Below are 25,181 nucleotides of genomic sequence, written 5' to 3'. Positions count from 1 at the left end.
AAGGGCAGTCGTCATGACTGACAAGATCCGCAAGGTCCCGGACGGCGATCCGTCCGGTCCCAGCCTCTCGAAGACCCTCCCGGACACCCCCTCGGACGCCGCCGGGGGCGTCGCCACCGCCGTCGCCCTCCCGGCCGGTACCCCGTACGAGGCCATCAAGGCCATTCCCGTACGGCACTACGGCCGCTGGGTCAGCGCCGTCGTGGTGGTCGCGCTCCTCGCCTGGCTGATCTACGCCTTCTCCCAGGGCAACATCATCTGGACCACGGTCCAGGACAAGGTGTTCGACACCTCGATCCTGAGCGGCCTGTGGAGCACGGTCGTCATCAGCGTCGCGTCGATGGCGCTCGGCCTGGTGCTCGGCATCCTCTTCGCCGTGATGCGCCTGTCGAAGAACCCGGTCACGGGCGCGGTCGCCTGGCTCTACATCTGGTTCTTCCGCGGCACGCCGGTGTACGTGCAGCTGCTGGTCTGGTTCAACCTGTCGCTGATCTTCCAGTACATCAACCTCGGGCCGATCTACAAGAACGAGACCGTCGACGTCATGACGCCGTTCATGGTCGCGCTGCTGGGCCTCGGCCTCAACGAGGGCGCGTACATGGCGGAGATCGTCCGCGCCGGCATCCAGTCGGTCGACGAGGGTCAGACGGAGGCCGCGCACGCGCTCGGCATGTCGCAGCCGAAGACCATGTGGCGGGTCGTCCTGCCGCAGGCCATGCGGGTCATCGTGCCGCCGACCGGCAACGAGTTCATCAACATGCTGAAGACCTCGTCCCTGGTCTCGGCCGTGCAGTACACGGAATTGCTGAGGGCCTCCTCGAACATCGGCACCACGGCCGGTGCCGTGATGGAGATGCTCTTCGTGGCGTCGATCTGGTACCTCACGCTGACCAGCGTGTTCAGTGTCGGTCAGTACTACCTGGAGCGGCGTTTCGCCCGCGGGTCCACCCGCAACCTGCCGCCCACCCCGTGGCAGCGGATCAAGGCGAATCTGACCACGGTCAAGCGTTCGGAGGTGTCGGCATGACCGGCGAGCCCATGGTCAAGGCCGAAGGCGTCCACAAGTCGTACGGCGCCGCGCACATCCTCCGGGGCATCGACCTGGAGGTCCGCAACGGCGAGGTCTTCTGTCTGGTCGGCCCGTCCGGCTCCGGCAAGTCGACCTTCCTGCGCTGTATCAACCACCTGGAGCGCATCGACGGCGGCCGGCTGTCGGTGGACGGCCATCTGGTGGGCTACCGCGAGAAAGGCGGGAAGCTCTACGAGCTGCGGGACAGCGAGGTCGCGCTCCAGCGCCGCGACATCGGCATGGTCTTCCAGCGCTTCAACCTGTTCCCGCACATGACGGCCCTGGCCAATGTCATGGAGGCGCCGGTCCAGGTGAAGGGCGAGAGCAAGGCCGTGGCGCGCGAGCGGGCCGAGCGGCTGCTCGACCGGGTCGGGCTGGGCGACAAGATGGGCAATTACCCCTCACAGCTCTCCGGCGGCCAGCAGCAGCGTGTCGCGATCGCCCGCGCGCTCGCGATGGAGCCGAAGCTGATGCTCTTCGACGAGCCGACCTCGGCGCTCGACCCGGAGCTGGTGGGTGACGTCCTCGACGTCATGCGCGATCTGGCCGAGTCGGGCATGACGATGATCGTCGTCACGCACGAGATGGGCTTCGCCCGGGAGGTGGGCGACTCGCTGGTGTTCATGGACGGCGGCGTGGTGGTCGAGTCGGGCCACCCGCGGGAGGTCCTGGGCAATCCGCAGCACGACCGGACGAAGGCGTTCCTGTCCAAGGTCCTTTAGGGCTGTGGCGCTGCAGGTCTGTGGCGTTGTAGGGCTGTGGCGCTGTGGCGCGGACGCATACGCGGGAGGGGGCGGTACGGGATGTCCGTACCGCCCCCTCGCGTTTCCCCGGCCGGTGGCCCGGGGCCCGGCCGCGCGGGCCGGTCAGCGCAGCGCGAGCACCATGGTGTCGGAGGGCGAGCACCAGACCGGGCGGGCCTCGCCGAATCCGGCGGCGCGCAGGGTGTCGGCGTGCCAGCCGGCCGAGGGAGCGTCGCCGTCGGCGTGCTCCCCGTAGATCTCGAAGCGGCGGGCGGTGGGCTCGGCGAGCAGCGGGTCCTTGGCGGCGAGCGCCCACCAGTCGGCCCAGTCGAGGACGCCCTCGGCCTTCGCCGCGTCCATCCGGGCGTGCCGCCGGGCACGCTCGGCGGCGTTGATGCGCGGGGTGGTCTCGTCGATCATGTGGTCGGCGTTCATGAAGACACCGCCCTCGCGGACGATCCCGGCGAGCTGCCCGTAGAGCGCGGCCAGCGGCTCGCTGTACAGCCAGTGCAGGGCGGTGGCGGTGAGGACGGCGTCGTACGACTCGTGCGGCAGGGCCCGCGTCCACGCGGGGTCCTTGAGGTCGGCGGTGACGAAGGTGACGCGGTCGTCGCCGGCGAAGTGTCCCTCGGCGATGGTGAGCAGGGCCGGGTCGAGATCGACACCGGTGCTGGTGGCGTTCGGGAACCTCTGGAGCAGCCGGTCCGTGATACTTCCCGTACCGCAGGCGAGGTCGAGCACGCGGGGCTCCGGCCCCACGGTCGCCTCGACCATGTCGAGCATGACGCGGAACCGTTCCTCACGGTCCGGCATGTACCACTCCTGCTGCCGGTCCCAGCTGTGCTGCCAAGCGGACCAGTCGGTAGTACGGGCCGTGTCGGTCATGGTTCTGCCTCCACCCTCTTCGTAATACCCTCGAAGGGAAAGCGTCGCTTACCCTTCCCCGCCCTGACCCTAGCCCGCTGGAGTAAGGACTACAAGTGGAACTGGCCTATTACTCGGACTACGCCGTGCGTCTGGTGAACACCGAGGAGCCGGCCCGCGGCACGGACTCCCTCACCTCCGTCGAGGCGGTCCGCGACCTCTTCGGCGAGGCCTCGCAGATGGCCCGGCGGGCGACGGACGCCGACGTGACCCGCTTCCGCTCGGTCCGGGCCCGGCTGCGCGCGGTCTTCACGGCGGCGGACGAGGGCGACCACACCCAGGCGGTGGACCTGCTGAACTCCCTCCTCCTGGAGTTCCCGGTCAGTCCGCAGATCTCCGGCCACGACTACCTCGACGAGGAGGGCCGGCCGCGCTGGCACATGCACCTCGCCGACCACCCGTCGAACGCGACCTCCGGCTTCGCCGCCATCGCCGCGATGGGTCTGGCCATCCACCTGACGGAGTTCGGCGCCGATCGGCTCGGCCTGTGCCAGGCCGCCCCCTGCCGCAACGCCTATCTCGACACCTCGACCAACCGCTCCCGCCGCTACTGCTCCGACCGCTGCGCCACCCGCGCCAACGTGGCCGCCTACCGGGCCCGCAAGCGCCAGGAGGCGGCGGAGGCCGAACGCACCGGCCGCACCGAGGTGAGCAGCCAGGACAGCAGCACACCGGCCGAGCGCTGACGGCCCCGGGTGACGGGCCGGTAGCGCACCCGCACCCGTCCCAGCACCAGCGGCTCGGGGACGACCCCGAAGACCCGGCTGTCCCCCTCCGCGTCCGGGTTGTCCCCGAGCACCCACCACCCGGCGTCCCGGCGCTCCACCAGCCGCTTCACGATGAGCAGATCCTGCTGGAGCGGATGCCGCAGCACGGCCACCTGACCCGGCCTCAATCGCGCCCCGTAGTGCACGAACAGCTGGTCGCCGTGGAGCAGCGTGGGCACCATCGACACGCCTGTCACCTCGGCGATCCCGAACGGGGCCCCGGTCTCCCGACCCGCCGCCTGCCCCGATTCCACCATTCGCCGCCTCCTGCTCCACTCGTCCACGGGTCCCATCCTGGCCCTGGACTTTTGTCCTAAGCCCCAGGGGGCGCTCAAGAAAACATGCTTCTCACCGAGTAATGTCCCACCTGAAAAGACGATCACGAGGAAGGACAGCCGCATGCTCTCCCGCCTGTTTGCCCCCAAGGTGAAGGTCAGCGCCCACTGCGACCTCCCCTGCGGTGTGTACGACCCTGCCCAGGCCCGCATCGAGGCCGAGTCGGTCAAGGCCGTTCAGGAGAAGATGTCCGCGAACGAGGACCCGCACTTCCAGGCCCGCGCCACCGTCATCAAGGAGCAGCGCGCGGAGCTCGCCAAGCACCACGTCTCGGTGCTCTGGAGCGACTACTTCAAGGCCCCGCACTTCGAGAAGTACCCCCAGCTGCACGCGCTGGTCAACGACACCCTGAAGGCCCTCTCGGCCGCCAAGGCGTCGAACGACCCGAAGACGGGCCAGAAGGCGCTTGAGCTCATCGCCGAGATCGACCGCATCTTCTGGGAGACGAAGAAGGCCTGACCCTAGGTCATGCCTCTTGACCTGCGATTTCCCCAATCGCCTGGTCTACCTGCCCGCACCCGGTCCGCAGACCGCCCCGCCTCGGGGCGTCCCTGACGGCCGGGTGCGGTCTCTTTTTCCCGGCCCCGAGGGTGCGTGGATCCGCGGCGCGATGGCGGCGGACGCGCACCCGAGGACCGGCCGCACCCGCCTGACGCCCGCGCCGCCCGCGCCGCCGGCGATGAGGGCGGAGGCGTCGAAGTGGTGCGGATCACGGGCACCCCGGTGCGGCGGCTCGACGGGCTGACGACTCTCACGCTCGGCGGCCCCGCCCTCGGCCGCGCGGAGCGCCTTGCGGGCCCCGTTCCGCTCGGTCCTCGCTCGCCGAGGACGACCACAGCCGTGCGGATGTACGCCAGCATCACACGCGCCATCGCCTCGGCCTGCTCGGCCTGTTCGACCTGCTCGACCGCAAGCGGGGCGACCGCCTCGTCCGGCATGACCGGGAGGCGGATACCGCGGCACAGGCCGGAGGCGCGGCCGACAGCGATGACCCCGCCGCTTCACCAACCCCGCCACCCACGGCCGCCACCCTGACGCGCACGAGAACGCACACGAGGACGTCGCGAACGTTCCGCCACGCGGACGGCGCGGAAATCGACGTACCGATCCGTGCCCCCGGCGCACCCGCGCCCAGCACGCACCCGGTCACACACCCCCAGCCCCACCACGGCGATCACGGCGGCCACACATGCCGCACACGCCGTACACAAAAGCGCCAACGGTCGTGCGCACGGGGGCAGGCCCGTTTTCGATGCGCGGGCATTGAGATCGCGCCTATCCCGGGGGAGGAATTCCGCACTCCGGAAAAATACCCCAGATGCGGACAAGCAAAAATAAAAGCGCCGCTCTCGGCGCGCAGATTCCTACGCGCGGTAGGGAAACCTCCGATTCCGCTGCTCAGAGTGTTTGATTCCGCATTCCACTTTCGCTGCGTGTCACGCCCGTATCACAAACATCGCTCCCACGCCTCGACGCGCGAACTCTTGGCGCATAAATACCGGCCGAAGCGGCGATAACCATGATCGTCGTTGTCTCGATTGATCCCCCTCGGTTACGTTCGAATCGGCAATCAGCCACCACCGAAAGGAAATTCATGTTCACGCGAAAGACCCTCTCCTCGGCCTTAGTGACCGCGGTCGTGGCCGGCGCCGGAGTTCTCACCGTGACCGCTCCGGCACAGGCCGCCGTTCCGGGTACCGAGCAGTTCAAGAACGTCGCCACGGGATTCTGCCTGGACAGCAACGCCCGTAAGCAGGTCTACACGCACGCCTGCAACAGCGGCAGCTACCAGAAGTGGACGGTCTCGAAGGTCAGCGGCGGTTACCGGCTGAAGAACAAGGCCACCGGCTTCTGCCTGGACAGCAACGCCAGCAGGCAGGTCTACACGCATGCCTGCAACAGTGGCAGCTACCAGAAGTGGGCGATCTCGAAGGTCGGCAGCGCCTACCGGCTGAAGAACGTGGCCACCAGCTTCAGGCTCGACAGCAACGCCCGCAAGCAGGTCTACACGCACGCCGCGAACAACGGCAGCTACCAGAAGTGGAGCTGACCCTCGCCTTCACCGGTGAGTGAGACCGGGGCCCGCCCTGTCGCAGAGGGCGGGCCCCGGCCCGTACATGGCATCGACTCGGGCCACCCGCGGACATCGCCCGCTCAGGAAGGCTCCGAGCCGGCGGGACTCCGCAGAACCACCACGCCGCCCTCGGCGTAGACGCTGCGCCAGCCATTCTCCTCCGCCTGCCGGATGACGGCAATGACCCCTCCGGTGGGAAACGGGTCGGTCGTGTCGGCCACGATCCAGGTGATGTCCTTGCGCCGGGTGAGCACACCGTCGGCGACGAGGTCGACGATCGCCCGGTCGCTGAGGTGGGGCGCGAGGCTGTTGCTCGCGGCCACCCGCGCGCCGGCAGGAATCAGATCGATCGCGCTCCGGGCCGCCGTCTCGCGGGGGCCGTCCTGCCAGAACCCCGGCGTCACCAGGAACCGGAGCGGCTGGGCGGGGAACAGCATCGCCGCGATCACCAGGGGGACGAGGACGGGCAGGCGCACCCCTCTGCGCAGGACGTCGATGAGCGCGATGAACGCGATGGGCATGAGGACGGCGGAATAGTGCAGCCCCATCCCCCAGTACGCCGGATTCGGCGAGAAGAGGCGCCACGCCAGCGTCGGCAGCAGGAGCAGGGCGAACGGGCTTCGCAGGGCCACGCCCGCGGTGATGACCACGAGCGCCCCGATGGTGAGGGCCTTCAGCGGCCATCCGTCCAGCATCCCGTACGGCTGCGGCTGGGCCAGGTAGCCGTACTGCCCGTCCGGAGCCAGGGCCGGAATCACCACGAGGACGGTCAAGGCCGTACCGGCCAGGGCCGTGGCGCCGAGCAGAAGACCGGCCCGGCGGTGATGGCGGAGGAGGAGCAGGGCGAGGACGGCCGCCGTCGCCCCCAGGTCCTCCTTGACCAGCAGGAGGGCGGCCGCCCACCAGGCGGCGGCCACCCACCGCCCCTCGAGGTAGGCGCTGCCGGCCAGCGCCAGGAGCGGTACGGCGAAGGCGACTTCGTGGAAGTCGAACCCGATCAGCTGCTGAAGCCCCCAGGAGAAGCCGTAGGCCAGACCGATCGCCGGAGCGGCCCACCGGGCCCGCAGATGGCGCTGGGCGGCCCGCGTGATCACGAAGGTGGAGACCCCCATCAGCGCCGCTTGCGCGATCAGCAGGGTCTCCACATGGGGCGCCACGAGGTAGAGCGGAGCGAGAAGGGCGAGGATCGGGTGGAAGTGATCGCTGAGCAGCGGATACGCCTCGCCCGTGAAGCCGGGGGGCGCGGTGGCCGTCCGGAGCTCCGAGGCCGGCCACCTCCCCTCCGCGTAGGAGCGCACCGCCTGGTCGAAGATCCCCAGGTCATAGCCGGTCGTACCGAACCGGGCATGCTCGCGAAGGGCGTAGACCGTGTAGACGAGGAACACCGCCGAAGCCAGGACAGCCGGCGGATACCACCCCCCGGAGCGTCGCCGCTGAGCCCCGATGAGCTCGCGTGGCGGACCGGTCGGAACGCGTGTGGTCGTCGACAGCATCCACGGATGGTGCGGTTCGCCCGCTGAGGATGGGCTGAAGGAAGCTGAGGATTTCCTCAGCTTCGGTTCCGCGGAGCGCGACATACTGAGGCCGTGCGAGTTCTGGTGATCGAGGACGAGGAGCGGCTGGCGGCCTCTCTGCAACGGGGTCTGTCGGCGGTCGGCTACGCGGTGGACGTGGCGCGCGACGGCGTCACCGGGTTGCACATGGCGCGGGAATTCCCGTACAGCGCGATACTGCTGGACATCATGCTCCCCGGGCTCAACGGCTATCAGGTGTGCTCGCGGCTGCGTGCGGAGAAGAACGACGTCCCCGTACTCATGCTGACGGCGAAGACCGGAGAGTACGACGAGGCCGAGGGGCTCGACACCGGAGCCGACGACTATCTGGCCAAGCCCTTCTCGTATGTGGTCCTTGAAGCGAGACTTCGGGCCCTGCTCCGCCGCGGAGGTTCACGGACTCGGACGATGCTGGAATCGGGTGACCTCTGGCTCGATCCGGCTCGCCGGGCATGCGGACGAAATCAGACGGCCATCTCCTTGACTCCGAAGGAATTCGGCGTTCTGGAGAGTCTTCTGCGTCGATGTGGAGAAGTGGTGACGAAGCACGATCTCCTGGAAGAAGTGTGGTCTGCGGATTTCACCGGGGATCCGAACATCGTGCAGGTCTATATCAGCGCCGTCCGGAGAAAAATCGATGTGCCCTTCGGTACCGAATCCATCGAAACGGTCCGCGGAGGGGGCTACCGCATCCGTGCAGCCGGCAGCGACTAACCTCACCCTGCGCCCGCCGCGCCCCGCCTGGGCCACCGCGCTCGCATCAGCCCTCGTGGTCGCCCTGGCAGCCGCGTGGCTCCAGTACGCCGATCACCTCGCCGGACCGCTCGCGCCCCTGGGGCCCGAGCGTTTCACCACCGATCGCGTCGGCCCGCAGATCGACTTCCTGCGGCAAGCCGGTCTCCTCCTCGGAACGGCCTGCGTGGCGCTGTCGTGCTGGCTGGCCACCCAGGGGCATGCCGTACCGGTGCGCACGCGCACGTCGGCAGCCGCCGGCGGTACGGCCTGCGTTCTCTTCTTCACCCAGGCGCAGTGGGTCGAGCACTACAACGCGACCCTCCCCTACGCCACGGCGGACGCCGCTCTCACCTGGGGACTCCTCTTCGTCGCACCGACCACCGGGCTTCTCACCGGGGTGGCCGCCTGGACCACGCTGGGCGGCGGAGCGCAGCGCATCCCGTTCAGAAGCCGTCTCGTCCTGACGGCCGCGACGACGAGCGCCGCGCTGTTGATCCTCGCCGTCTGTCTGCTGCGTCAGGTGCAGTACGCGTGGGGCAACATCGACACGGTCTACTGGGTCGCGCTGTCCATGGGCGCCCCGGCCGTCGGCACACTCACCGGCCTTCTCACCCATGTCACCGCCCACCGCGCTCTGCGGCCCGTCGAAGCGATCAGGCAGCGGCTCGCCCACATCACCAGCCACTCCCTGAACCAGCGTGTCCCCGTCCCAGACACCGGAGACGCCATCGCACGTCTGGCGCGCACCACGAACGACACCCTCGACCGGCTGGAAGAGGCGTCCACCCGACAGCAGCAGTTCGTCGCGGATGCCGCCCATGAGCTCCGCAGCCCGCTGGCCGGCCTGCGCGCGCAACTCGAGTCCGCGCTGCGGCACCAGGCGGGCGTCGACTGGCCGGCCGTCGTCCGCGAGTCCGTGGCCGATGTCGTCCGGCTGCAGGCCCTGGCCGACGATCTCCTCCTCCTCGCGCAGATGGACGGCGCCCCGCGCACCACACCGGCGGCCCAGGAGGTCGACCTCTCCTCTCTCGCGGAGGATCTGGTCCGCGAGCACCAGCACCTGCCCACCGCACAAGGGCTGGACCTGGCCTGCGACTTCCCCGCCGACGTCATCGTCCGCGGAAACGCCGTGCAGCTGGAACGCCTCCTGCGCAACCTGCTCGGCAACGCCTGCCGGCACGCCCGCCACCGCGTCACCGTCCGCGCCCGCATAGAGGAGGGAACGGTCGTCACCGAAGTCGCCGACGACGGCCCCGGCATCCCCCTCGCCGACAGGGAGCGGGTGTTCGCCCGCTTCACCCGACTCGACGAGGCCCGTTCACGCTCGGACGGCGGAGCCGGCCTCGGTCTGCCCATCGCCCGCGAGATCGCGACTCGGCACGGCGGAACACTGGTCGTCGCGCACAGCGAGCGGGGAGCCTCCCTCGCGGTACGGATCCCGCTGAGCAGCGTGAAGTCCCCCGGGGGCGGCACCTGAGGGTCACCGCCATGTACTCGACGGCCTCACCCCGCGGGCACGCGCCGGCCGCCGTCAACTCCCCTGGCCCGGGCCCGGCCCGTACCCTGCGCGCGTGGACAACACCTTGCGCACCCTGGACACCCCGGACTGGCTGGACGACACCCGCGCGTCCTACGACACCGTCGCCGCGAGCTACGCCGACACGGTGCGCGACCTGCTCGACGAGACGCCCCACGAACGGGCGGCGCTCGCACTGTTCGCCGCGTCCGTGCGGGAGAGCGGCGGAGGCACGGTGGTGGACGTGGGGTGCGGGTCGGGGCGGATCACGGCGCATCTACGCGGGCTCGGGGTGGACGCGTACGGCATCGATCTGTCGCCCGCCATGGTCGAGACGGCCCGGCGCGAGCATCCCGGCACCCGCTTCGAGACCGGCTCCATGACCGGACTCGGCCTGGCCGGCGCCTCCGTGGCGGGGCTGATCGCCTGGTACTCGCTCATCCACGTGCCCGACGCCGAAGTCCCGGCGGTCCTCGCCGGCTTCCGGCACGTCCTGCGCCCCGGTGCCCCACTGCTGCTCGCCTTCCATGTCGGCGACGGGTCGCGGCTGAAGACCCAGGGCTACGGCGGCCATCCCATGAAGGTGTACGTCCACCTCCGCCGCCCCGCCCGGCTGGCCGCCTTGCTCGACGAGGCGGGCTTCGCCGTCGAGGCACGGACCACGCTGACGTCCGCCGAAAGCCCGCTCGGCGGCATGGTTTTCGCCCGACGCCGCTGAGCGACGGAGCCCCGGCCCGCGCACCCCGCCCTCACGCCGTCCCACCCCACCGAGGGACCCCTCACGCCGCCTCCAGGCACGGTCCCGCCGAGCCGCCCGCGTGGAGCCAGCGGCGGTACGGGGTCGCGCGGAGCGCGGCCTCGCGGTAGGCGGCGGTGAGGGCCGCGTACGGGCGGTCCAGCGGGGTGCCCGGGGCGGTGAAGAGCAAGAGGCGGACGGCCAGCGGGTCGCCGCGCAGCGGGCGGATGGCCATGTCGTCGCGCGGGCCCGAGGTGGGCTGGCAGGGGCCGACCGCCTCGCCGAGGACGATGAGCGTCGCGGCCGTGTGATAGTCGGCGTGCAGGACCGGCGGGTCGAGTCCCGCGCCCGCGAGGACACGGCGCAGGCCGTCCCACTCGCCGTCGACGGACGGGTCCACCGTCCAGCGGTCGTGGGCGAGATCGGCGAGGTCCACGACCTCGTGCGCGGCGGCCGGGTGGTCGGGTGCCATGGAGACGAACTGGGGCTCCCGCTCGACCAGTACACGGCCCCGCAGCCCATCCGGAACGCGCAGGGGGCAGCCCTCCACCTCGTGGACGAAGGCCAGGTCGAGCCCGCCGGAAGCGACCGTGCGCAGCAGGTCGTTGGAGGAGACGCCCACCCGCAGATCGACATCCGTGGCGAGGTCCTGGCGCAGCCGGCGCAGCCAGCCGGGCAGGGCGCGGCTGGCGGTGGAGCCGACGCGCAGCAGAGGGCCCGCCGAACGGGCGGCGGCCCGGGTCTCATTGATCAGGGCGGTCATGCCGTCGACGAGAGGGCGGGCCCGGCCGAGGACGGTGCGGCCGAGCGGGGTGGGGTGACAGCCGGTGTGGCCCCGGGAGAAGAGTTCGGCGCCGAGCGACCGCTCGATCCGGTGCAGCTGATTGGTCAACGCGGGCTGACTGACGCCGAGTTGGCGTGCCGCCTTGTGCAGGCTGCCACTGTCCGCGATGGCGCAGAGCACCCGTAGATGCCTCACCTCCAGCTCCATGGCCCCGAGGGTAGGCCGGGGCCTCTGTGTGCACCAGAGCGTCAATTCGCCAGTGATTCCACGGAGTTATCGCCGAACGACATCATTCCCGGGACGTTCCGGTGCCCCCGAGACTCTCCTGGACCCCACAGGAGGAGCCCCCATGCGACACCCGAAGATCCTCACGTCCGTGCTGACCGCCGCTCTCGGCGCGGGCCTCACGTTCTCCCTCGCCGCCGCCCCGGCCGGCGCCACCGCGCCCACCCCGGGCGCCGGTTACGCCGGGTCGGTCGAGGAGGCGAAGGCCAACCAGGCGTTCTTCGACGCCGTGCTCGCCTCGGTCGCGAAGAAGCAGGCCGCCGCGCCCGGCGCCACCGCCGTCACGGTGGTCTACAGCACCGCCAACGCGCCGAGCTTCCGCTCGGTGATCTCCGCCTCGGCCCAGATATGGAACAGCTCGGTGTCCAACGTGAAGCTGGCCGAGGGCTCCAACCCCGACTTCGCCTACTACGAGGGGAACGACTCCCGCGGCTCGTACGCCAGCACCGACGGGCACGGCAACGGCTACATCTTCCTCGACTACGCGCAGAACCAGCAGTACAACTCCACCCGCGTCACCGCCCACGAGACCGGGCACGTGCTCGGCCTCCCCGACCACTACAGCGGGCCGTGCAGCGAGCTGATGTCCGGCGGCGGCCCCGGCACCTCGTGCACGAACTCCTCGCCGAACGCCGCGGAGCGGTCCCGGGTGAACCAGCTGTGGCAGTACGGGCTGACCTCGGCCCTCAAGGCCGGCTGACCGCGCACCCCCGCCCGACCCGGCGGGGGTGGCCGACCGACAGGGCGGTCCGTACGGCTCCTTCAGCCGTACGGGCCGCCCTGCCCCGTCGCGCCCCGCTCCGCCCCGTCCCGCGCTCAGGCGGCCTGCGCCAGCCGGCCACCGAAGTCGGACCCGGGTGGCAGCTGTCGCCTGACCCGGTCGAGCGCCTCGCCGAAGTCGCCGCCCGCGATGCCGGACTCGAAGGCGGCGCCCGCGTAGTGCAGCGTCAGGCTGAGGTCGGCGCGTTCGCCGAGGGTCAGCAGGCAGCTGAGCGTCGCCTGCTGGGCAGCGCCGTCCGCGACGACGGGCAGGGGCAGGTCCCACTCCAGAACGCACCCGGTGAGGGGCGTTCCACCCCCGTCCGCGGCGGCGCGCAGGGCGGCGAAGCTCGCGCCCTCGTACTCGATTCCCCTGATACGGGTGGCCAGGTGGCCCCCGTCGGCCGTGATGACGATGGATTCCGCACCGCGGCGGTCCCGGTACCAGCCGGTCCAGACTTGTGTCGACTCCGATGACATGCGCGGACTGTAGCGGTATGACCGGCTCCAGCGCGCGGCCGGTCACCCGGCAGCCGGACTTCTCCCGTTCTCGCCGTTCTCTCCGGCCACTCACGTGATAGTGGGTTCCGCTCCCGCTCCGACCGTTCTAGCGGGCCGGTTGCGAGGCAGGATCGGCCGGATCTGCCGGATCTGCCGGATCGGCGGGGCCTGCGGGGTCCGCCGGGTCGGCCGGCTCCGCGGGCTCGTACAGCGCGCAGTCCGGATTACGGCACGGCAGCACGTCCCACTCCGGCACCCAGGCCCCGAGAACCTTGTGCCGGCGAGCGGCCACCCGCCGTCGCTCCCCGCACGCCGGGCACGGCGGCTCGGCGCGGGGGTCGCGCGTCGTGCGCGGCACCTCCTCGGCCATGCCTCCAGGGTAGAGCGGCGGCTCCGCCACCGCTTCCGGCGTCACCACGCCCCGCGCCGGCACTCCCCCCGATTCCCGCTACCCCCGGCTCCCCCGCTCCTCCCCGCGTCGCCGCTCCCGGCGTCACCGCTTCCTGGTGTACGTGCGCACCACGACCCCGTTGCCGAAGACGCGCACGACATCGAGGGTGAAGTCCCGGGTGGTGAAGTCCGCGGCGAACATCGGCATGCCGGAGCCGTACACCTGGGGGTACGACTTGATGATCAGCTCGTCGACCTCGTCGGCGAGCTGCCCGGCGATCTCCGCGCCGCCGCAGAGCCAGATGTCCAGCGGGCCGTCCTCCGCCTTGAGTTCGCGGATGCGGGCGGCCAGATCACCGCTGACCAGCTCGACGTTGGGGTCGGGCGACTCGGTGAGCGAGCGGGTGGCGACGATCTCGCGGAGGTGGGCGTACGGGCTGGTGACGCCGGTGTCCAGGGCGAGGCGGTACGAACCCATGCCCTGGACGACCGTGTCGAACCGCCGGGCGGGCACACCGACGAGACCCGCCGCCTCCCGGAAGGCGGTCGGGACCGTCTCCGGGAATTCGGCGTGCATGAAGGCCACGTACTCCTCGTCCGCGAACGCGAACATGGACGTGGCGTCGCCGTGCGGGTCGCCGATGAAGCCGTCGAGGGAACAGGCCACGTAATAGGTGAGCTTGCGCAAGCCGGTCTCTTTCCATGGGGGGCAGAGGAAGGCGCGGTCACGTTGACCACTACATCCATAGTGCTCCGGCTAGAGTGGTTACGCAAGCCCTTAGGCGCGCCCTCAGCGGCTGCGCCGCGTCACGAACTCCGCGAGCGCCAGCAGATCCCCCGCCGCCGACAAGTCCGGGACGGCCCGGGACAGTTGCTCCACCGCACTGGCCATCCGCTCCGCCGCCTGACTCTGCGCCCAGTCCCGGCCGCCGGCCCGCTCCACCGCGTCCGCCGCCGCCAGGACCGCCTCGGCGTCCAGCACCGGACGGGCGTACAGCGCGGCCAGCTCCTCGCCGGCCTCGGTCCCGGAGGCCAGCGCGGCCACCACGGGAAGCGACTTCTTGTGGGCCATCAGATCGGCTCCGGCGGGCTTGCCGGTGCGCCCAGGGTCGCCCCAGATGCCGATCAGGTCGTCGATCAGCTGGAACGCGAGTCCGGCCTCCCGGCCGAAGGCGTCCATCGCCTCGACCGCCTCCTCGTCCGCCCCCGCGTACAGCGCGCCGAGCGCGCAGGCGCAGCCGAGCAGGGCCCCGGTCTTGGCGATGGCCATCGCCGTCACCTCGTCCACGGAGACCTCGCGCGGCGCGCGGCGCTCGAAGGAACAGTCCGCCTGCTGGCCCGCGCACAGCTCGATGACACAGGAGGTGAGACGGTTCTGCGCGGCCAGGGCCGCCGGGTGCGGGTCCTCGGCGAGCAGCCGCAGCGCGAGCGCGGACATCGCGTCGCCCGCGAGCAGCGCGTCGGGGATGCCGAACACCGCCCAGGCGGTGGGGCGATGACGCCGGGTCGGGTCCTCGTCGACGATGTCGTCGTGGAGCAGGGTGAAGTTGTGGGCCAGCTCCACCGCGGCGGCGGCCCCGGCGGCGGGATCCGGTTCGCCGCCGAGGGCCCGCGCGGCGGCGAGCACCAGGGCGGGCCGGATGGCCTTGCCGGCCGGACCGGCAGCCGGGCTGCCGTCGGCCTCCTCCCAGCCGAAGTGGTAGGCGGCGATGCGCCGCAGATCACCGGGGAGGGTGTCGACGGCGGTACGCAGTCGGGGGCCGACGACACCACGCGCCCGGTCCAGGAGCCACAGGGCGCTCCGTTCTCCGGTCGTGGCGGTATCGGCGCTGATCGTGGTCATGGGGTTCGCGGTCACCTTCGTCGCGGCCCGGCGGGCCGGGGCCTGTCCATGGGTCAGGGCCGGAGAGCCGGGGCGTCCGGCGCTGAGGGCCGTCCCAGGCCCGCCAGGACCGGGGGTCGGAGTCTCCCCGGGCCCACCGGGGCCGAGGGCTGGGGTCCCGCCCCGCCCACAGGGGGCCGGGAGGGAAGGAGGGAGGGCAAGGCGCCGGAGCGCCGTGCGGCGGGGCTCTTCAGGCAGGCTGGCGGCGCGGCGGGCCTACCGGCCGCGCGGCCGGGGCCTCGCCCGGCGTCCCGGCCCCGGCCGGGGCCCGGCAATCCGCCGATCCGCCGATCCACCGATCCACCGGACAGGCCCGGGAGCGGACGGGCGCCGGGGCGGGGACAGGTCGGCGGTGCCCCCGCCCCGGCGCACCGGCTCGACTCACCGGCCTGGTGCGCCGGTCGGCGTCGGTCAACGCTGGTCAGCGCCGGCGGCCGATCTCCACGTTCTCCAGGACGCCGAGGGCGTCCGGGACGAGGACGGCGGCCGAGTAGTAGGCCGTGACCAGGTAGGAGATGATCGCCTGCTCGTTGATGCCCATGAAGCGGCAGGACAGACCGGGCTCGATCTCGTCCGGGAGGCCGACCTGCTGGAGACCGATCACGCCCTGGTCGGACTCGCCCGTACGCATGCACAAGATCGAGGTGGTGCCGGCGTCGGTGACCGGGATCTTGTCGCACGGGAAGATCGGCACTCCGCGCCAGGTGCTGATCCGGGTGCCGTCGACGTCGATCGAGTCGGGGACGAGCCCGCGCCGGTTCAGCTCGCGCCCGAAGGCGGCGATGGCGAGCGGGTGGGCCAGGAACAGCCGGGAGTCGCGGCGCCGCGAGAGCAGTTCGTCCAGGTCGTCGGGGCCGGGCGCGCCGTCGTGCGGCTGGATGCGCTGTCCGTAATCGCAGTTGGCCAGCAGACCGAACTCGCGGTTGTTGACCATCTCGTGTTCCTGGCGCTCACGGAGCGCCTCGACCGTGAGCCGCAGCTGGTGCTCGGTCTGGTTCATCGGGTGGTTGTACAGGTCGGCCACGCGCGTGTGGATCTTCAGTACGGTCTGGGCGATGCTCAGCTCGTACTCGCGCGGGGACGCCTCGTAGTCCACGAAGGCGTGCGGGATGACGGCCTCGCCGGCGTGACCGGCGGACAGGTCGATGGCCGCCTCGCCGTAGGCGTTGGACGGCCGCTCGGGCAGTGCGGCGAACTCCGCGAGATGACCGGCCAGACTGCCCGCCCGCGCGGCGAGGTTCTGCACCTCGGTACGGGTGAGCTCCAGGATCGTGCAGCTCGTGGCGGCGCGGGCGGTCCACTCCCAGGTGGCGTCCGGGTCGGTGAGCGCGTCCTCGCCGAAGTAGGCGCCGTCGGCGAGGACTCCGAGGATCGCCTCGTCCCCGTACGGACCCTCGCCGACCTGCTCGACCTTGCCGTGGGCGAGCAGGTGGACCCGGTCGGTCGGCTCGCCGCGGGTGGCGATGACCTCGCCCGCCGCGTAGACGCGCTGACGGCAGCGGGCCGCCAGTTCGTCCAGGGCGGCCGCGTCGTCGAAGCCGCGCAGGGCGGGGAGTTCGCCGAGTTCGGCCGGGATGACGGCGACCCGTTCACCGGTCTGCACGAAGGTGACGCGGCCGTCCCCCACCGCGTAACTGAGCCTTCGGTTCACGCGGTACGCGCCACCGTTCACCTGCACCCAGGGCAGCGTCCGCAGCAGCCAGCGGGAGGTGATCTCCTGCATCTGCGGGGCCGACTTGGTGGTGCTGGCGAGGTTCCGCGCGGCGGCGGTACCGAGACTCTGCTGCGGTGCGGCCTGATCCGCGCGGCCCCCGTCTCCGACCGAGCCGACCGAGCCAACCGAACCAACGGACATGGAACTCCCTCTCGTACGACAGATCTGCGAGAGGAAGCCTTTCAGCACGGCCCGTACTCACGCCATTACACAAAAGAGTGGGTGTGAAGAGCGTCCGATCGGGGCAAGGCGCGCGCTTTCCACCCCTGCCCGCCCCGTAATGCACCCGTCCGGGTCACCCGCGCGGGTGCGCGCCGCCTGGACGATCGCTCCGCGAACCGGCCCCGGGATGTCCGAATCGGCTCGCACACGGTCCGAACAGATGGCAGCGGAGCTGGGCCCTCCGGTACTCCGGATGAGGCATCGCAATTTCGCGTGCCTGGCCTGAAAGGAGCCGGTCATGGCCACACCCATGTCCGCGAGCCGCTTCCTCTCCGCACTGCGCGACGAGGGTCTGACGGTCGTCGAGGTCGGCGACTGGAGTCACCACAACCGCAACAGCAAGGGCCCCTGGGGCCCCGTCCACGGCGTGGTGATCCACCACACCGCCACCCAGGGCACCGACAGCACCGTCCGCATCTGCCGGGACGGCTACACGTCACTGCCGGGGCCGCTGTGCCACGGCGTGATAGCCAAGGACGGCACCGTCCACCTGGTCGGCTTCGGGCGGGCCAACCACGCGGGCGCCGGCGACCCCGACGTCCTCCAGGCGGTCATCGCCGAGCGGGACCTCCCCCCGGACAACGAGGCCACCACGGACGGCAACCGCTACTTCTACGGCTTCGAGTGCGAGAACCTGGGCGACGGCCAGGACCCGTGGCCCGCGGCGCAGCTCGACGCCATCGCCAAGGCCGCCGCGGCGGTGTGCCGGGTGCACGGCTGGACCCAGCGCTCGGTCATCGGCCACCTGGAATGGCAGCCCGGAAAGGTCGATCCGCGCGGCTTCACCATGGCGTCGATGCGCGAGCGGATCGCCGGACGCCTGCGCTGACCGGGGTCCGGGTCCGGGGCCGGGGCCGGGGCCGGGCCTCGGAACCTGGAACCGCCGGACCCCGGGCCCGGATGCCGGTCGGGGCGAGGGCCGGCGGTCGGGCCCCGGGTGCCGGCCTCCAGGTGCGGGCCCCGGCGCCCCGACCCCCGCCCCGACCGGCGACAATGTCCGGGTGAACGCGTTCGATCCCGCCCGGCTGCGGCCCCGGCTCCCCTCCCCCCTGGAGCCGGTGGAGGACGAGCGCCTCACCCGGTACGGGCTGACGCTGCTGCTCAAGCGGGACGATCTGATCCACCCCGAGCTGCCCGGCAACAAGTGGCGCAAGCTCGCGCTCAACCTCCGGGCCGCCGACGGCCGTCCGGTGCTCACCTTCGGCGGCGCGTACTCCAACCACCTGCGGGCCACGGCCGCCGCGGGCCGGCTCCTCGGCTTCGCCACGATCGGTGTCGTACGCGGCGACGAGCTGGCCGGCCGCCCGCTGAACCCGTCGCTCGCGCGGTGCGCGGCCGACGGCATGCGCCTGGTGTTCGCCGACCGCGCCACGTACCGCGAGAAGCACCGCCCCGAGGCCCTGGCCCGGCTGCTCGCCCTGGCCGAGGCACCGGCGGAGACGTACGTCGTACCCGAGGGCGGCAGCAACGCCCTGGCCGTCCAGGGCTGCGTGGAGCTGGGCCGGGAACTGGCGGAGCAAGCCGACGTGGCGGCCGTCGCGGTCGGCACCGGCGGCACCCTGGCGGGCCTCGCGGCCGGGCTCGCCCCGGGGCAGCGGGCGCTCGGCGTCCCGGTCCTCAAGGGCGGCTTCCTCGGCGCGGAGGTCCGGGCGCTCCAGGAGGCCGCGTTCGGCGGTCCGCGCGGCGACTGGTGGCTCGACGAGCGCTTCCACTGCGGCGGCTACGCCCGTACCACCCCGGAACTCGACGCTTTCGCAAGGAATTTCGAAGAGCGGCACGGCATGTGGCGCACACTCGCCATCGAACGACTGTATGTGGCCAAAATGCTGCACGCGGTGGTGACGCTGGCCGCCGAGGGCGCCTTCACCCCCGGCACCCGGATCGCGGCCGTGATCACCGGCGCCCCGGAACCCCGGGCCCCCGAGCCCGGCGACCCCGGCGACCCCACGGAGACCGGTACCGACACCGACACCGCCCCCGGGACTCAGCCCGCCTCCTCCCGGTAGGCCGCCGCCTCCTCCAGGTCGAGCCGGCGCAGCAGCGTCCGCATCATCTCGTCGTCGATCCGGCGGGCGTCCCGCAGCCGCACGAAGACCTCCCGCTCGGCGTCGATCGTCTCCCGCGCCAGCCGCCGGTAGGTGTCGTCGACGGTCTCGCCGGTACGTTCGTCGACCGCGCCGAGCCGCTCCCAGACGGAGTTGCGGCGCCGCTCCATCACCGCGCGGAGCCGGTCGGCCAGCGGCTTCGGAAGCGCGTTGTGCTCGTCGGCGAGCAGGGCTTCGAGCCGCTCCTCCGCCGCCTGCGACGCCTCGCTCTGGGCCTGCGCCTCGACCAGGGTCTCTTGGGTGCGGTCGCGGCCGGGCAGCTTCAGGATCCGGATGAGCGGCGGCAGGGTCAGCCCCTGCACGACCAAGGTGCCGATGACCGTGGTGAAGGTCAGGAAGAGGATCAGATTGCGGGCCGGGAACGGCGCGCCGGCCGCGGCGACCGGGATGGAGAACGCGATGGCCAGCGAGACCACCCCGCGCATCCCGGCCCAGCCCACGATCACCGGCGCCCGCCAGTCCACCCCGGGCTCCCGCTCCCGGATCCGGGCGGACAGCCGCCGGGGCAGGAAGGTGGCCGGAAAGACCCAGACGAAGCGCACCACGACCACGAAGACGAAGACCCCCACCGCGTACCCGATGGACTCCGCGATCCCGAAGGGGCCGAGCCCCCGCACCACGTACGGCAGTTGCAGACCGATCAGCGCGAAGACGGCCGACTCCAGGACGAAGGCCACCATCTTCCACACCGCCTCCTCCTGGAGCCGGGTGGCGAAGTCGACCCGCCAGGCGTGGTGGCCCAGGAAGAGTCCGACCACGACGACCGCGAGCACCCCGGAGGCGCCGACCTGTTCGGCCGCCGCGTACGCGACGAACGGCACGAGCAGCGACAGCGTGTTCTGGAGCAGCGCCTCGCGCAGGTGCGTACGGAGCCAGTGGATCGGGACCTGGAGGATCAGGCCGACGACGATGCCGCCGACCGCCGCGAGCGCGAACTCCTCCAGGCCGCCCGCCCAGCCGATCCCCTCGCCCACGGCGGCGGCGAGGGCGACCTTGTACGCGGTGATGGCGGTGGCGTCGTTCACCAGGGACTCGCCCTGGAGGATGGTGGTGATCCGGTGCGGCAGCCCGAGCTTGCGGGCGATGGCGGTGGCGGCGACCGCGTCCGGCGGGGCGACGACCGCGCCGAGGACGAGCGCGGCGGTCAGCGGCAGATCGGGGACGAGGGCGTACGCGAGCCAGCCCACGGCGACGGTCGCGAAGAGCACGTAGCCGACGGAGAGCAGGGCGACGGGCCGGATGTTCGCGCGCAGGTCGAGGTAGGAGGAGTCGACGGCGGCCGTGTAGAGCAGCGGCGGCAGGATCAGCGGCAGCACGATGTGCGGGTCGAGGGTGTAGTCCGGGACGCCGGGCACGTACGAGGCGACGAGGCCGACCGCGACCAGGAGCAGCGGCGCGGGCACCGGGGTCCGGCGGGCGAAGCCCGCGACGGCGGCGCTCGCCGCGACCAGTCCCACCAGGTGCAATGCGTCCATGCCCGCCTGTCCGTCCGTCGCCGCCGTGCCCACCGCGCCCGCGGTGCGCGTCGTGCCCGCGGTGCGCGTCGTGGACGTGCGCGTCCCCGGTCGTCCCGTCCCGTCCCGTCACGTCACGCCCGTCACGCCCCGTCATGACACCGCGCCGGCCCGGCCCTCGCGCCGTCCCGGGGCCCTCGCCGCGCACCGACGGCCCGTGCGGCCACAACGTAACCTGGCCATCATGAGCGAGTGTCCGCACGTTGCCGAACTGCCGCGCCCCGAACCGGCTCCGCTGAACGCCACCTGCCCCCAGTGTCTGGCCGACGGCACGCACCCGGTCCAGCTGCGGCTCTGTCTGACCTGTGGGCACGTGGGGTGCTGCGACTCGTCGGCGGGACGGCACGCGACCGCGCACTTCGGTACGACGGGTCACCCAGTGATGCGTACGTTCGAGCCGGGTGAACACTGGCGCTGGTGCTTCGTGGACGGTTCGATCGTCTGACGTGTGGGTACGTCACCCCTCCGCGGGTTCTCCGCGGCCGCCGTGCGGAGGTGCTCCTTCCGGACCCCTGGCGACACGGCGGGAAGGATCGCGATAGCGTCTCGGCGGACTGCGCGACCACCGCGTACCGCACCGGTCCGGGGGGCTCCTCCCCGGACCCCGAAAGAGCATGTGCCACCTTGGAGGTGAGGGTGTCCCAGATCGCAGGCGAGCCCGGGACCCAGGACTTCGTGGAAGTCCGGCTGCCCGCTGCGGGTGCCTACCTGTCCGTGCTGCGTACGGCCACGGCCGGTCTCGCGGCGCGTTTGGACTTCACTCTGGACGAGATCGAGGACCTTCGGATCGCCGTCGACGAGGCGTGCGCGATCCTGCTCCAGCAGGCGGTGCCGGGGTCGGTACTGAGCTGCGTGTTCCGATTGGTCGACGACGCGCTCGACGTCACCGTGTCGGCCCCGACGACCGACGGCCGGGCGCCGGAGCGGGACACCTTCGCGTGGACGGTGCTCTCGGCGCTGGCCGGGAAGGTGGAGTCGTCCGTCGCCGAGGACAAGACGGTCTCCATCAGCCTGTACAAACAGCGCGGCGCGGGGCCAGGCCCGGCGTGAGGAACGGGGAGGCGACGGCCGGCATCCCTGAGCAGCAGGCACGGCCGCATCCGGAGGCCGGCGCCGGGGCCGAGGTCGCTACGGATCACGCGGAGCAGGCGGACCAGATGAGCGAGCACGAGCAGCACGACGCGCTGCCGAAGACCCCGGCCCCCCGGGAGCCCTCGGACTCCGGCGGCCACCCGCGCGAGCGCGCGCGGGCGGCCGGCACGGAGCGCGACGAGCACGCGGACGCGGACGACGGCCTCGCAGACCACGCTGCCGACGACCTCGCGGACCACGCGGACGACGAAGAGCACGCCGGTCACACGGACGACGCCGACGGCTCGGACGACACGGACGACGCGGGCCGCGCGGACCACGGCGGCGGTCGCGAGGACCGCACCGCTCCCGCGGGGCGCGGCGGATCCGGGACCCACGCGGGTCGCGGGGCCGCCGATCCGCACGACCGCAGCGGGGCCCGGGCCCTCTTCGTCGAGCTGCGCGAGTTGCCGGAGGGCTCCGCCGAGCGGGCCGCGCTGCGCGACCGGCTGGTCCGGATGCATCTGCCGCTGGTGGAGCATCTGGCCCGGCGCTTCCGCAACCGGGGCGAGCCGCTCGACGACCTGACGCAGGTGGCGACGATCGGCCTGATCAAGTCGGTGGACCGGTTCGACCCGGAGCGCGGGGTGGAGTTCTCCACGTACGCGACCCCGACGGTGGTCGGCGAGATCAAGCGGCACTTCCGCGACAAGGGCTGGGCGGTGCGGGTGCCGCGCCGGCTCCAGGAGCTGCGGCTCTCGCTGACGACGGCGACGGCCGAGCTCTCGCAGTTGCACGGGCGCTCGCCGACCGTGCACGAGCTGGCCGAGCGGCTCGGGATCTCCGAGGAGGAGGTCCTGGAGGGGCTGGAGTCGGCGAACGCCTATTCCACGCTCTCGCTGGACGTCCCGGACACGGACGACGAGTCGCCGGCGGTCGCGGACACCCTGGGCGCGGAGGACGAGGCTCTGGAGGGGGTCGAGTACCGGGAGTCGCTCAAGCCGCTCCTGGAGGACCTGCCGCCCCGGGAGAAGCGGATCCTGCTGCTTCGCTTCTTCGGGAACATGACGCAGTCGCAGATCGCGCAGGAGGTCGGCATCTCGCAGATGCACGTGTCCCGGCTCCTCGCGCGCACGCTCGCGCAGCTGCGGGACAAGCTCCTCGTGGAGGAGTGAGCACGGACGGGCATATGCCAGGACCCGCCGGGGCGCGCTGCCCCGGCGGGTCCTGGCATATGCGTGAACGAACGACGGGTGCGAAGGTACGGGCGGGTCGCCCGCGCCGCTTCCGTTACGAGCTCCGCCGCTTCCGTTACGAGGTCCGTGCCGCTCCCGTTACGAGGCGTCCTGGCCCGGGCGCCTGATGCCGAGCGCCTCGGTGGTGGAGGGGCTGGCCAGCAGGACGAGTCCGGTCACGGCGAGGATCGCGAGGGCGATGCCCGCCGGGATCATGACGCTGTCGGCCTGGAGCAGCTGCCAGGCGACGGGCAGCGCCAGGATCTGGGTGATCACCGCGGGGCCGCGGCTCCAGGAGCGCCGCATCAGCAGTCCGCGGGCGGCGGCGAACGGGATCAGCCCGAGCGCGATCAGGGTGACCGCGCCCATCAGGGCGGAGGTCGGATCGTCGGGGTGGCCGGTGACACTTGTCACCAGGAGGTAGAGACCGCCCGCCAGGAGGGCGAGGGCCTCGACGCCGGCCACCGCGGCGGCCGCGGTGAGCCGCCGGGGCCGCGGGCCCTGGTCCGTGGGCTCCGCGGCCCGCTCCGTACTGCTCTTGTCGGCGCTGCTCATACCAGGCAGGGTAGCCGGACCGGGTCCGGCACCGGAGTGGGCCCGTGTACCGCCGGGTAGGTACGCTGGCGGTCATGCGCGCGCTTCTCGTGGTCAACCCGGCAGCAACCACCACCAGTGCGCGCACCCGTGATGTGCTGATCCACGCGCTGGCCAGCGAGATGAAGCTGGACGCGGTGACCACCGAGTACCGCGGGCACGCCCGTGACCTGGGCCGCAAGGCGGCGGAGTCGGACGACATCGACCTGGTGGTGGCGCTCGGCGGCGACGGCACCGTCAACGAGGTGGTGAACGGGCTGCTGCACGGCGGGCCCGATCCGGAGGGGCTGCCGGGGCTCGCGGTGGTGCCGGGCGGTTCCACCAATGTCTTCGCGCGGGCACTCGGTCTGCCGAACGACGCCGTGGAGGCCACCGGCGCCCTGCTCGACGCGCTGCGCGAGCGGCGGACCCGGACGGTCAGCCTCGGACTCGCGTCCGGGACCCCGGGCACCGAGGACGAGGGAGTGCCGGAGCGCTGGTTCACCTTCTGCGCGGGGCTCGGCTTCGACGCGAGCGTGATCGGGCGGGTCGAGCAGCAGCGGGAGCGGGGCAAGCGTTCGACGCACGCGCTCTATCTGCGTCAGGTGATGCGCCAGTTCCTGGGCGAGCGGAACCGCCGGCACGGGACGATCACCCTGGAGCGGCCGGGCGAGGATCCCGTGGAGGATCTGGTCCTGTCGATCATCTGCAACACCTCGCCCTGGACGTATCTCGGCAACCGGCCGGTGTACGCGTCGCCGGACGCGTCCTTCGACACGGCGCTCGACGTGCTCGGACTGACCCGGCTGTCGACCACGGCGGTCGCCCGGTACGGCACCCAGCTGCTCACGTCGACCCCGGAGCGCGGGCCGCGCGGCAAGCACGCGATATCCCTGCACGACCTCACCGACTTCACCTTGCATTCGAAGGTTCCGCTCCCCCTCCAGATGGACGGAGACCACCTCGGACTGCGTACGAGCGTGACGTTCACAGGCGTACGCCGTGCACTGCGTGTGATTGTGTGACCAGAAGGACCGAAAGTCCTTCCACTCGAACGTTTAGGCTGCCATCCACCCCCTAGATGTACGGCTGTGACGGAGCCGACACCGAGGATTCCAAAAAAACTTTCCAGAAGGGGTTGTATCCGCTGCCGAGGTTTGCGAGTCTCTTCTTGGCGATCGGGACGGCCCGCAAGACCAGCCTCCACTGAAAGCCAGAACCCCTCCTCAAACCCAGGACCACACCAGTTCACCTGGCAGTCGGCCCTTCCCTTGTCGGGGGATTCGTGAAAGCGTTCACATTCACAAGCACATCCTGCACGTAACACCAAGAGAGGTAGCAGCCATGGACTGGCGTCACAACGCCGTTTGTCGTGAGGAAGACCCCGAGCTGTTCTTCCCCATCGGCAACACCGGTCCTGCTCTGCTGCAGATCGAGGAAGCCAAGGCCGTCTGCCGCCGCTGCCCCGTCATGGAGCAGTGCCTGCAGTGGGCGCTCGAGTCCGGCCAGGACTCCGGCGTCTGGGGTGGCCTCAGCGAGGACGAGCGTCGCGCGATGAAGCGCCGCGCCGCCCGCAACCGGGCGCGCAACGCCAGCGCCTGAGCCACCCGTTACGGACCGAGGCCGGCGGCGCGCACATCGTGTACGCAATCACCGCCCCTTGAGCCGCAGCGCGCGCAGTAACCCACAGCAT

27 protein-coding genes are annotated in these 25,181 nt (G+C 71.6%); 16 read left to right on the top strand and 11 right to left on the bottom strand.

What is annotated here, in order from left to right; translation table 11 throughout:
- Positions 1–13: 13 nt before the first annotated feature.
- Positions 14–1,027, top strand: a complete 1,014-nt coding sequence (locus ABZ990_RS15525; RefSeq protein ID WP_361231014.1) for an amino acid ABC transporter permease — start codon at positions 14–16, stop codon at positions 1,025–1,027.
- Entirely contained in the window at positions 1,024–1,791 is a 768-nt protein-coding gene (locus tag ABZ990_RS15520) for an amino acid ABC transporter ATP-binding protein (RefSeq protein ID WP_361231012.1), read from the top strand. Before ABZ990_RS15525 ends, ABZ990_RS15520 begins: the two co-directional genes overlap by 4 nt.
- 144 nt (positions 1,792–1,935) lie before the next feature.
- Here ABZ990_RS15520 and ABZ990_RS15515 read toward each other — a convergent pair whose 3' ends face one another.
- Complete coding sequence (locus tag ABZ990_RS15515; protein WP_361231010.1) at positions 1,936–2,697, bottom strand: class I SAM-dependent methyltransferase; 762 nt, start codon at positions 2,695–2,697, stop codon at positions 1,936–1,938.
- A gap of 95 nt (positions 2,698–2,792) precedes the next feature.
- Here ABZ990_RS15515 and ABZ990_RS15510 point away from each other — a divergent pair, with 95 nt between their 5' ends.
- Positions 2,793–3,422: a CGNR zinc finger domain-containing protein gene (locus ABZ990_RS15510; RefSeq protein WP_361231008.1), complete on the top strand. Its 630-nt coding sequence runs from the start codon at positions 2,793–2,795 to the stop codon at positions 3,420–3,422.
- Here the strand turns inward: ABZ990_RS15510 and sodX are convergent.
- Entirely contained in the window at positions 3,326–3,760 is a 435-nt protein-coding gene (gene sodX / locus ABZ990_RS15505; protein ID WP_361231006.1) for a nickel-type superoxide dismutase maturation protease, read from the bottom strand. The two genes, ABZ990_RS15510 and sodX, sit on opposite strands and share 97 nt — an antisense overlap.
- 142 nt (positions 3,761–3,902) lie before the next feature.
- Here sodX and sodN point away from each other — a divergent pair, with 142 nt between their 5' ends.
- Entirely contained in the window at positions 3,903–4,298 is a 396-nt protein-coding gene (gene sodN, locus ABZ990_RS15500) for a superoxide dismutase, Ni (RefSeq protein ID WP_361231004.1), read from the top strand.
- Between the two features lie 1,135 nt (positions 4,299–5,433).
- A complete protein-coding gene (locus tag ABZ990_RS15495) occupies positions 5,434–5,889 on the top strand; it encodes an RICIN domain-containing protein (RefSeq protein ID WP_361231002.1) in 456 nt (151 codons plus the stop codon).
- Positions 5,890–5,993: 104 nt separating this feature from the next.
- On the opposite strand, the gene ABZ990_RS15490 is transcribed toward ABZ990_RS15495, so the two are convergent.
- Positions 5,994–7,298, bottom strand: a complete 1,305-nt coding sequence (locus ABZ990_RS15490) for a DUF2079 domain-containing protein (protein ID WP_361231001.1) — start codon at positions 7,296–7,298, stop codon at positions 5,994–5,996.
- 201 nt (positions 7,299–7,499) lie between these two features.
- On the opposite strand from ABZ990_RS15490, the gene ABZ990_RS15485 reads away from it, so the two are divergent.
- From ABZ990_RS15485 to ABZ990_RS15475, 3 genes are all read left to right on the top strand, one after another.
- Positions 7,500–8,180: a response regulator transcription factor gene (locus ABZ990_RS15485; RefSeq protein ID WP_361230999.1), complete on the top strand. Its 681-nt coding sequence runs from the start codon at positions 7,500–7,502 to the stop codon at positions 8,178–8,180.
- The gene (locus tag ABZ990_RS15480; protein ID WP_361230997.1) at positions 8,161–9,678 is read left to right on the top strand and encodes a HAMP domain-containing sensor histidine kinase; all 1,518 of its coding nucleotides are present in this window, start codon (positions 8,161–8,163) and stop codon (positions 9,676–9,678) included. The genes ABZ990_RS15485 and ABZ990_RS15480 overlap by 20 nt, the downstream gene beginning before the upstream one ends.
- A gap of 94 nt (positions 9,679–9,772) precedes the next feature.
- Positions 9,773–10,435: a class I SAM-dependent methyltransferase gene (locus ABZ990_RS15475; RefSeq protein ID WP_361230995.1), complete on the top strand. Its 663-nt coding sequence runs from the start codon at positions 9,773–9,775 to the stop codon at positions 10,433–10,435.
- 61 nt (positions 10,436–10,496) lie between these two features.
- On the opposite strand, the gene ABZ990_RS15470 is transcribed toward ABZ990_RS15475, so the two are convergent.
- Entirely contained in the window at positions 10,497–11,444 is a 948-nt protein-coding gene (locus ABZ990_RS15470) for a LysR family transcriptional regulator (RefSeq protein WP_361230993.1), read from the bottom strand.
- Positions 11,445–11,586: 142 nt separating this feature from the next.
- Between ABZ990_RS15470 and snpA the strand changes: the two genes are divergently transcribed.
- A complete protein-coding gene (gene snpA / locus ABZ990_RS15465) occupies positions 11,587–12,222 on the top strand; it encodes a snapalysin (protein WP_361230992.1) in 636 nt (211 codons plus the stop codon).
- 116 nt (positions 12,223–12,338) lie between these two features.
- Here the strand turns inward: snpA and ABZ990_RS15460 are convergent, their stop codons facing one another.
- The 5 genes from ABZ990_RS15460 to ABZ990_RS15440 form a co-directional block, all read right to left on the bottom strand.
- Positions 12,339–12,761, bottom strand: a complete 423-nt coding sequence (locus ABZ990_RS15460; protein ID WP_361230990.1) for a DUF6304 family protein — start codon at positions 12,759–12,761, stop codon at positions 12,339–12,341.
- Between the two features lie 127 nt (positions 12,762–12,888).
- A complete protein-coding gene (locus tag ABZ990_RS15455) occupies positions 12,889–13,152 on the bottom strand; it encodes a hypothetical protein (RefSeq protein ID WP_361230988.1) in 264 nt (87 codons plus the stop codon).
- A gap of 123 nt (positions 13,153–13,275) precedes the next feature.
- On the bottom strand, positions 13,276–13,860 hold the full coding sequence (locus tag ABZ990_RS15450) for a dihydrofolate reductase family protein (protein WP_361230986.1): 585 nt from the start codon (positions 13,858–13,860) through the stop codon (positions 13,276–13,278).
- 102 nt (positions 13,861–13,962) lie between these two features.
- The gene (locus ABZ990_RS15445) at positions 13,963–15,015 is read right to left on the bottom strand and encodes a family 2 encapsulin nanocompartment cargo protein polyprenyl transferase (RefSeq protein ID WP_361230984.1); all 1,053 of its coding nucleotides are present in this window, start codon (positions 15,013–15,015) and stop codon (positions 13,963–13,965) included.
- Positions 15,016–15,475: 460 nt separating this feature from the next.
- Complete coding sequence (locus ABZ990_RS15440) at positions 15,476–16,909, bottom strand: family 2B encapsulin nanocompartment shell protein (RefSeq protein ID WP_361230982.1); 1,434 nt, start codon at positions 16,907–16,909, stop codon at positions 15,476–15,478.
- Positions 16,910–17,228: 319 nt separating this feature from the next.
- Here ABZ990_RS15440 and ABZ990_RS15435 point away from each other — a divergent pair, with 319 nt between their 5' ends.
- Both ABZ990_RS15435 and ABZ990_RS15430 read left to right on the top strand, forming a co-directional pair.
- Positions 17,229–17,819, top strand: coding sequence for an N-acetylmuramoyl-L-alanine amidase (locus ABZ990_RS15435; protein ID WP_361230980.1), 591 nt, complete (start codon positions 17,229–17,231; stop codon positions 17,817–17,819).
- A 172-nt stretch (positions 17,820–17,991) separates the two neighbouring features.
- Positions 17,992–18,996, top strand: coding sequence for a pyridoxal-phosphate dependent enzyme (locus tag ABZ990_RS15430; RefSeq protein ID WP_361230978.1), 1,005 nt, complete (start codon positions 17,992–17,994; stop codon positions 18,994–18,996).
- Here the strand turns inward: ABZ990_RS15430 and ABZ990_RS15425 are convergent.
- Positions 18,975–20,570, bottom strand: a complete 1,596-nt coding sequence (locus tag ABZ990_RS15425; protein WP_361230976.1) for a Na+/H+ antiporter — start codon at positions 20,568–20,570, stop codon at positions 18,975–18,977. The two genes, ABZ990_RS15430 and ABZ990_RS15425, sit on opposite strands and share 22 nt — an antisense overlap.
- A gap of 223 nt (positions 20,571–20,793) precedes the next feature.
- On the opposite strand from ABZ990_RS15425, the gene ABZ990_RS15420 reads away from it, so the two are divergent.
- The 3 genes from ABZ990_RS15420 to ABZ990_RS15410 all read left to right on the top strand — a co-directional run bounded on the left by ABZ990_RS15420 (position 20,794) and on the right by ABZ990_RS15410 (position 22,855).
- Positions 20,794–21,054, top strand: a complete 261-nt coding sequence (locus ABZ990_RS15420) for a UBP-type zinc finger domain-containing protein (RefSeq protein WP_361230974.1) — start codon at positions 20,794–20,796, stop codon at positions 21,052–21,054.
- A 191-nt stretch (positions 21,055–21,245) separates the two neighbouring features.
- Complete coding sequence (locus tag ABZ990_RS15415; RefSeq protein ID WP_361230972.1) at positions 21,246–21,659, top strand: anti-sigma regulatory factor; 414 nt, start codon at positions 21,246–21,248, stop codon at positions 21,657–21,659.
- Between the two features lie 107 nt (positions 21,660–21,766).
- The gene (locus ABZ990_RS15410) at positions 21,767–22,855 is read left to right on the top strand and encodes an RNA polymerase sigma factor SigF (protein WP_361230970.1); all 1,089 of its coding nucleotides are present in this window, start codon (positions 21,767–21,769) and stop codon (positions 22,853–22,855) included.
- A gap of 159 nt (positions 22,856–23,014) precedes the next feature.
- Here ABZ990_RS15410 and ABZ990_RS15405 read toward each other — a convergent pair whose 3' ends face one another.
- Positions 23,015–23,470: a hypothetical protein gene (locus tag ABZ990_RS15405; protein WP_361230968.1), complete on the bottom strand. Its 456-nt coding sequence runs from the start codon at positions 23,468–23,470 to the stop codon at positions 23,015–23,017.
- A 74-nt stretch (positions 23,471–23,544) separates the two neighbouring features.
- On the opposite strand from ABZ990_RS15405, the gene ABZ990_RS15400 reads away from it, so the two are divergent.
- Together ABZ990_RS15400 and ABZ990_RS15395 are read left to right on the top strand one after the other, a co-directional pair.
- Positions 23,545–24,513: a diacylglycerol kinase family protein gene (locus ABZ990_RS15400; RefSeq protein WP_361230966.1), complete on the top strand. Its 969-nt coding sequence runs from the start codon at positions 23,545–23,547 to the stop codon at positions 24,511–24,513.
- Between the two features lie 319 nt (positions 24,514–24,832).
- The gene (locus tag ABZ990_RS15395; RefSeq protein ID WP_003953983.1) at positions 24,833–25,090 is read left to right on the top strand and encodes a WhiB family transcriptional regulator; all 258 of its coding nucleotides are present in this window, start codon (positions 24,833–24,835) and stop codon (positions 25,088–25,090) included.
- The last annotated feature ends 91 nt before the right edge of the window (positions 25,091–25,181 follow it).

Origin of the sequence: Streptomyces sp. NPDC046203 (genome assembly GCF_040646255.1) — a bacterium.
In the GTDB taxonomy this organism is placed as follows: Bacteria; Actinomycetota; Actinomycetes; order Streptomycetales; family Streptomycetaceae; genus Streptomyces.
The sequence above is the reverse complement of the archived record's forward strand: the minus strand, read 5'-3'. Positions and strand labels throughout refer to the sequence as shown.

Coding starts and splice junctions, on each gene's coding strand:
- ABZ990_RS15525 (WP_361231014.1), top strand. CDS start 14: ATGACTGACAAGATCCGCAAGGTCCCGGACGGCGATCCGTCCGGTCCC.
- ABZ990_RS15520 (WP_361231012.1), top strand. CDS start 1,024: ATGACCGGCGAGCCCATGGTCAAGGCCGAAGGCGTCCACAAGTCGTAC.
- ABZ990_RS15515 (WP_361231010.1), bottom strand. CDS start 2,697: ATGACCGACACGGCCCGTACTACCGACTGGTCCGCTTGGCAGCACAGC.
- sodX (WP_361231006.1), bottom strand. CDS start 3,760: ATGGTGGAATCGGGGCAGGCGGCGGGTCGGGAGACCGGGGCCCCGTTC.
- sodN (WP_361231004.1), top strand. CDS start 3,903: ATGCTCTCCCGCCTGTTTGCCCCCAAGGTGAAGGTCAGCGCCCACTGC.
- ABZ990_RS15495 (WP_361231002.1), top strand. CDS start 5,434: ATGTTCACGCGAAAGACCCTCTCCTCGGCCTTAGTGACCGCGGTCGTG.
- ABZ990_RS15470 (WP_361230993.1), bottom strand. CDS start 11,444: ATGGAGCTGGAGGTGAGGCATCTACGGGTGCTCTGCGCCATCGCGGAC.
- snpA (WP_361230992.1), top strand. CDS start 11,587: ATGCGACACCCGAAGATCCTCACGTCCGTGCTGACCGCCGCTCTCGGC.
- ABZ990_RS15460 (WP_361230990.1), bottom strand. CDS start 12,761: ATGTCATCGGAGTCGACACAAGTCTGGACCGGCTGGTACCGGGACCGC.
- ABZ990_RS15455 (WP_361230988.1), bottom strand. CDS start 13,152: ATGGCCGAGGAGGTGCCGCGCACGACGCGCGACCCCCGCGCCGAGCCG.
- ABZ990_RS15445 (WP_361230984.1), bottom strand. CDS start 15,015: ATGACCACGATCAGCGCCGATACCGCCACGACCGGAGAACGGAGCGCC.
- ABZ990_RS15440 (WP_361230982.1), bottom strand. CDS start 16,909: ATGTCCGTTGGTTCGGTTGGCTCGGTCGGCTCGGTCGGAGACGGGGGC.
- ABZ990_RS15435 (WP_361230980.1), top strand. CDS start 17,229: ATGGCCACACCCATGTCCGCGAGCCGCTTCCTCTCCGCACTGCGCGAC.
- ABZ990_RS15425 (WP_361230976.1), bottom strand. CDS start 20,570: ATGGACGCATTGCACCTGGTGGGACTGGTCGCGGCGAGCGCCGCCGTC.
- ABZ990_RS15420 (WP_361230974.1), top strand. CDS start 20,794: ATGAGCGAGTGTCCGCACGTTGCCGAACTGCCGCGCCCCGAACCGGCT.
- ABZ990_RS15410 (WP_361230970.1), top strand. CDS start 21,767: ATGAGCGAGCACGAGCAGCACGACGCGCTGCCGAAGACCCCGGCCCCC.
- ABZ990_RS15405 (WP_361230968.1), bottom strand. CDS start 23,470: ATGAGCAGCGCCGACAAGAGCAGTACGGAGCGGGCCGCGGAGCCCACG.
- ABZ990_RS15400 (WP_361230966.1), top strand. CDS start 23,545: ATGCGCGCGCTTCTCGTGGTCAACCCGGCAGCAACCACCACCAGTGCG.
- ABZ990_RS15395 (WP_003953983.1), top strand. CDS start 24,833: ATGGACTGGCGTCACAACGCCGTTTGTCGTGAGGAAGACCCCGAGCTG.